We start from the raw sequence: 5,129 nt of genomic DNA on the forward strand, positions 1-5,129 counted from the left end.
ACGGCGGTCTACCCGAGCCTGGACGGTCTCAACATCATGCGGCTCAGCTCGCCGGCGTCGGCGATCACCTCGGCGATCATCTTCAACGCGCTGGTCATCGTCGCGCTGATCCCGCTGGCCCTGCGCGGCGTGCGGTACCGGCCGAGCAGCGCGTCTGCGCTGTTGACCCGCAACCTGTGGATCTACGGCCTGGGCGGGATCGTCGCGCCGTTCGCCGGGATCAAGGTGCTCGACATCGCGATCGTCCAGTGGATTCCGGGGATCTCCTGATGCGCCTGCCCAACTGGTTCGGCCAGCATCTCGCCGCGTTCCGGGCGGTGCTCGTGTTCACGGTCCTGCTCGGGATCGCGTACCCGTTGCTGCTCGTCGGCATCGGGCTGCTGCCCGGCCTGCACCACCGGGCGACCGGCTCGCTGGTCACGTCGGGCGGGCGCGAGGTGGCCAGCAACCTGATCGGGCAGAGCTTCGTCGACGCCGACGGCAACGGCATACCGCGCTACTTCCAGTCGCGGCCGTCCGCGGCGGGCGACGGCTACGACCCGACCGCCAGCGGGGCCAGCAACCTGGGCCCGGAGAGCGTCGAGGACGTGTTGCCGACGACCGGCACGGAGGGCACGGAGAGCCTGCTCACCCAGGTCTGCAAGCGCAGCCTGGCGGTCGGCGCGCTCAACGGCGTCGACGGCGGGCGGCCGTTCTGCACGTCGGACGGGGTCGGCGCGGTGTTGCGGGTGTTCCGCCGGAACGGGCTGACCGGGCCCGCGACCCGGGTGGTGAGCGTCAACCAGGCACAGCCCGCCACACCGTTCATCGCGACCTTCGAGGGCGTGCCGGTGGAGAGCGCGGTGCCGGGGGAGAACTACAACGGCGGGGTGCTGACCACGATCCGGGGCGACGCGCCCGGCGACCCGGCGGTGCCGGCGGACGCGGTGACGGCGAGCGGTTCGGGCCTCGACCCGCACATCACGCCGGCGTACGCGCAACTCCAGTTGCCCCGGGTGGCCCGGGTGCGCGGCGCCACCGAGGCGGCGGTGCAGCGCCTGGTGGACGACAACACGTCCGGGCGGTCGGTCGGCTTCATGGGCGAGAAGCGGGTCAACGTGGTCGGCCTGAACCTCGACCTCGACGAACAGTTCCCGGTGCGCTGATGCGGCGCTCAGGCGGTGACGAGCAGTTCGAGCGTGTGTTGCAGGTGGGTGGTGACCAGCTTCGCGGCTGTCTCGGCGTCGTGGCCCGCGAGCGCGTCGACCACGGAGCGGTGTTCGGCGGTGGCCTCGGCCAGGCGGTCGGGGTGGGACTTCATCGACTCGCCGACGTACCGGGCCGTGCTGCCCTGTGCGCTGGTGACCAGGGAGAAGAGGCGTGGTGAGCGGGAAGCCCGACCGAGCAGAGCGTGGAACGCCCAGTTCAGTTCCAACCAAGCGGCCGGGTCCGTCTCCTGGTCCATCCGGTCCAGCAGGTCGCCGGCCGCAGCCAGCTCGTCGGCCGTGATGTGCCGGGCGGCCCTGCGGATCGCCAGCGGTTCGAGGGCGGCGCGGATCTCGTAGATCTCGCGGAGGTCGTCGTGGTCGAGATCGTGCACGACGGCGCCCCGGTGCGGGTCGATCCGGATCAGGCCGTCGGCGGCCAGGTCGCGCAGCGCCTCGCGGACCGGTGTGGTGCTGACCGCGAGCTGGGTGGCGATCTCGGCCTGGCCGAGGTGGGTGCCGCCGGTCAGCAGGCCGCTGAAGATCGCCCGCCGTAGGGTGTCGCGGACCAGTTCGTGCGCGGTCCGCCGCTGCGGCGGGGGTGCGAGCTTCCCGAGGTCCAGCCCGTCATGCACACCGGAGACCCTACAACCCTGCACATTGCAGGGTCGATTATGTATCAGCGCATGTTGACGACCACGCGCTCGACCGTGTCCAGCGTCTGCCGCAGGTGTTCCGACACGAGCTTGGCCGCGCGCTCGGAGTCGCCCTGGCGGCAGGCCTCCAGCAGCCGTTGGCGATGCCGGTCGACGGTGTAGCGGTGCTCGGCGTCGGCGGCCAGGTTGACGTAGACGGCCGCGTTGTCGTCGAGGTGATTGAGGATCTCGGCGAGCCGGTCGAGCCCCGCGGCGCTGTTGAGCAGGCGATGGAACTCGCGGTTGAGGGCGACCCAGCGCGCCGGCTCGATGGCCTCGCCGAGCGCCTTGTGCAGCCCCTCGAGCGCCGCGAGCACCTCGGGCTCCATGCCGTCGACGCCCAGGCGCACCGCTTCGGGCTCGAGCAGCCGGCGGATGAGGTAGATCTCGCGGACCTCGTAGACGCTGGTCTCCCGGACCACCGCGCCGCGGTGCGCGTCGAGCCGGATCAGGCCCTCGGACGCCAGGTCGCGCAGTGCTTCGCGGACCGGCGTCGTGCTGACCCGCAGCCGCGCCGCGATGTCGGCCTGGACGAGACGGGAGCCCGCGGAGAGGGTGCCGTCGAGGATCGCCCTGCGCAGCGAGTCGCGCACCATCTGGTGAGCGGTGCGCCGTTCACCGGGGACGAGCTGCGGCTCCACGACCTGCTCCTTCGAGGGTGGAGCATCGGGGCACAATACATTGTGTAATGTCTGCGGCCCGATGCTGTGGTGACCATCGATTTGCCAAGCAGGTTATACCAATAGGACACATTCTGTTCGTTGGTGTCTGGCTGCGCACAATGTCGGCAACCGGCTTGCAACCGTCAATGCAATGCTCCGGCCAGTCCGGCCGGAAGCTTGGCCAGCAGGTCCCACAGATGCGGCTGCGCGGTCGCGGCGGCCGCGACCACCGGGTCCGTGGTGGCCAGCAGCGCCAGGTGGCGGGCCGCGTGCGCGGCGACCGCGTCGGCGTCGACCCGCGGCGGCGAGGGCGCGAGGGCGGCCCCGCCGATTACCATGCGGTCCGGTGCCAGCGGGACTGCCCCGATCGGCGCCGGGTCCGGCAGCGCGGCATAGGTGAGCAGCACCGCCTGGTCCGCGTAGCGCCAGCTCGTCGAGTGGAGGGTCGCGCCCGGCGTGCAGAGCGTCAGGCCGGACAGATGCAGCGCCAGGTCGTCGGGGTGCGGGCCGGGCGGCAGGGGAGCCGACACCGTGCGGTAGCGCAGCGCGCCCCCGACTGCTGACAGCAGCACCACCTCCACGATCGTCACGTGTTGCATCCTCCCGGTTGTTGCCACAGATATGCAATAACAGCACGAGGTAGGTTCGTCGGCGTGCCGTTGACGGAGAACGAGGTCGGTCGCGCGGTCGAGGCGGTGTGGCGGATCGAGGCGCCGCGCCTGATCGCGGGGCTGGCCGGGATGATGCGCGACGTCGGGGTGGCCGAGGAGCTCGCGCAGGACGCGCTGGTCGCGGCGCTCGAGCAGTGGCCGGCCGAGGGGATCCCGCGCAACCCCGGCGCGTGGCTGATGGCGGTGGCCAAGCGGCGGGCGGTCGACCTGGTCCGGCGCAACGAGCGGTACGCCCGCAAGCTCCAGGAGATCGGCCGCGCCCTGCCCGAGTCCGTCGAGGACGAGATCGAGCCGGACCGGATCGAGGACGACCTGCTGCGGCTCACGTTCGTCGCGTGTCACCCGGTGCTCGCGCCGGAGGCCCGGGTCGCGCTGACGCTGCGCCTGCTCGGCGGGCTCACCACGGCCGAGATCGCGCGCGCCTTCCTGGTGGCCGAGCCGACCGTCGCGCAGCGGATCGTCCGCGCCAAGCGGACCCTGGCCGAGGCCGACGTGCCGTTCGAGGTGCCCGAGCCCGCCGAACGGCCGGCGCGGCTGGCCTCCGTACTCGAAGTGATCTATCTGATCTTCAACGAGGGCTACACCGCCACCGCCGGTGACGACTGGGTGCGCCCCGCCCTGTGCGAGGACGCCCTCCGGCTCGGCCGCATCCTGGCCGGCCTGATGCCGGACGAGTCCGAGGTGCACGGGCTGGTGGCGCTGATGGAGCTACAGGCTTCCCGACTCCGCGCCCGGGTCGGCGCGGGCGGTGAAGCGGTCCGGCTGTTCGACCAGGACCGGGCGCGCTGGGACCCGCTGCTCATCCGCCGCGGGCTGGCCGCCCTGGACCGCGTCGGCGACCGGCCCGGCCCGTACGCCCTGCAGGCCGCGATCGCCGCCTGCCACGCACAGGCCCGGACCCCCGACGAGACCGACTGGAAGCGGATCGCCGCCCTCTACGACCTGCTGGCCCCGCTGGCCGAGTCGGCGGTCGTCGAGCTCAACCGGGCCGTCGCGGTCGGCATGGCCGACGGTCCGGCGGCCGGGCTCGCGCTGGTCGACGCGATCGTCGCCGAGGGCCTGCTGCCCACCTACCACCTGCTGCCGGCGGTCCGCGGCGACCTGCTGGCCAAGCTCGGCCGGCCCGACGAGGCCCGGGCGGAGTTCACCCGGGCCGCGTCGCTGACACACAACGCCCGCGAGCGCGCGCTGCTGGAGGCGCGCGCTAACGACCCATCCTGAACTTCTCGGCCTGTGCGGCCTGCTCCTCGTTGATCGTCGGGATGTCGGCCGGATCCGCCACGCGGCGCACCTCGACGACCGCCTCCCAGTCGGCGCCCGGCGGGATCGCCCGGTCGACCGGGCAGCGCCGGGCCCACTCGATGGCCTCCTCGGGCGACTTGACGTCGATCAGGTAGAAGCCGGCGATCAGCTCCTTGGCCTCGGTGAACGGGCCGTCGACGACCGTCCGCGCGCCCTTGGCGTAGATCACCCGCGCGCCCTGCGAGCTGTCGTAGAGCCCCTCGGCCGCGAGCAGCACGCCGGCCTTCTCCAGCTCGACGTCGTACTCGTGCATCGCCTGCACGAGATCCGGCGGCGGCATGGCACCGGGTGGCGGGTCGCCCTTGAGCATCAGCATGAAACGCATCGCATCTCTCCTGTCCGTCGCGGCCAATTCTGGCCGCTCACCGACGCGTCGTACGAGCCCGGCGCGATTCGACAGGACGACGAAAGAAATTTGACGACCGCGCCCGCGTCGGGGCATGCTTAACCAGATCGCTATAGAACGGATTGGTTATAGATGGCTACTGACCAGCTCAGCGCGGTGTTCGGGGCGCTCGCCGACCCGACGCGGCGCGCCATCCTCGAGCGGCTCGTGCGGGGCGAGGCCACCGTCGGCGAGCTCGGCGCGCCGTTCGCGATGTCGCAGCCCGCGAT

At 71.9% G+C, this 5,129-nt stretch carries 6 protein-coding genes and 2 pseudogenes; 4 read left to right on the forward strand and 4 right to left on the reverse strand.

From position 1 onward, the window contains the following. Both Air01nite_RS40450 and Air01nite_RS40455 read left to right on the forward strand, forming a co-directional pair. Nucleotides 1-270 (forward strand): annotated as a pseudogene (locus Air01nite_RS40450) (potassium-transporting ATPase subunit B); the annotation flags it as partial. Continuing rightward, on the forward strand, nucleotides 270-1,145 hold the full coding sequence (locus Air01nite_RS40455; protein ID WP_203708788.1) for a potassium-transporting ATPase subunit C: 876 nt from the start codon (nucleotides 270-272) through the stop codon (nucleotides 1,143-1,145). The pseudogene Air01nite_RS40450 and the gene Air01nite_RS40455, both read left to right, overlap by 1 nt. A gap of 8 nt (nucleotides 1,146-1,153) precedes the next feature. On the opposite strand, the gene Air01nite_RS40460 is transcribed toward Air01nite_RS40455, so the two are convergent. From Air01nite_RS40460 to Air01nite_RS40470, 3 genes are all read right to left on the reverse strand, one after another. Beyond that, nucleotides 1,154-1,819 (reverse strand): GntR family transcriptional regulator, encoded by a 666-nt coding sequence (locus tag Air01nite_RS40460; protein ID WP_203708789.1) that lies wholly within the window; start codon nucleotides 1,817-1,819, stop codon nucleotides 1,154-1,156. Between the two features lie 44 nt (nucleotides 1,820-1,863). Then, nucleotides 1,864-2,520 (reverse strand): GntR family transcriptional regulator, encoded by a 657-nt coding sequence (locus tag Air01nite_RS40465; protein ID WP_203708790.1) that lies wholly within the window; start codon nucleotides 2,518-2,520, stop codon nucleotides 1,864-1,866. A 164-nt stretch (nucleotides 2,521-2,684) separates the two neighbouring features. Further along, nucleotides 2,685-3,131: a hypothetical protein gene (locus Air01nite_RS40470; protein WP_203708791.1), complete on the reverse strand. Its 447-nt coding sequence runs from the start codon at nucleotides 3,129-3,131 to the stop codon at nucleotides 2,685-2,687. 69 nt (nucleotides 3,132-3,200) lie between these two features. Between Air01nite_RS40470 and Air01nite_RS40475 the strand changes: the two genes are divergently transcribed. After that, entirely contained in the window at nucleotides 3,201-4,433 is a 1,233-nt protein-coding gene (locus Air01nite_RS40475; protein WP_203708794.1) for an RNA polymerase sigma factor, read from the forward strand. Here Air01nite_RS40475 and Air01nite_RS40480 read toward each other — a convergent pair. Further along, nucleotides 4,417-4,839, reverse strand: a complete 423-nt coding sequence (locus tag Air01nite_RS40480; protein ID WP_203708792.1) for a YciI family protein — start codon at nucleotides 4,837-4,839, stop codon at nucleotides 4,417-4,419. The genes Air01nite_RS40475 and Air01nite_RS40480 overlap by 17 nt on opposite strands. A 153-nt stretch (nucleotides 4,840-4,992) precedes the next feature. Between Air01nite_RS40480 and Air01nite_RS40485 the strand changes: the two are divergent. Further along, a pseudogene (locus Air01nite_RS40485) lies at nucleotides 4,993-5,129 on the forward strand (helix-turn-helix domain-containing protein); the annotation flags it as partial.

The sequence above is a fragment of the Asanoa iriomotensis genome, assembly GCF_016862515.1.
GTDB classification, from domain to species: domain Bacteria; phylum Actinomycetota; class Actinomycetes; order Mycobacteriales; family Micromonosporaceae; genus Asanoa; species Asanoa iriomotensis.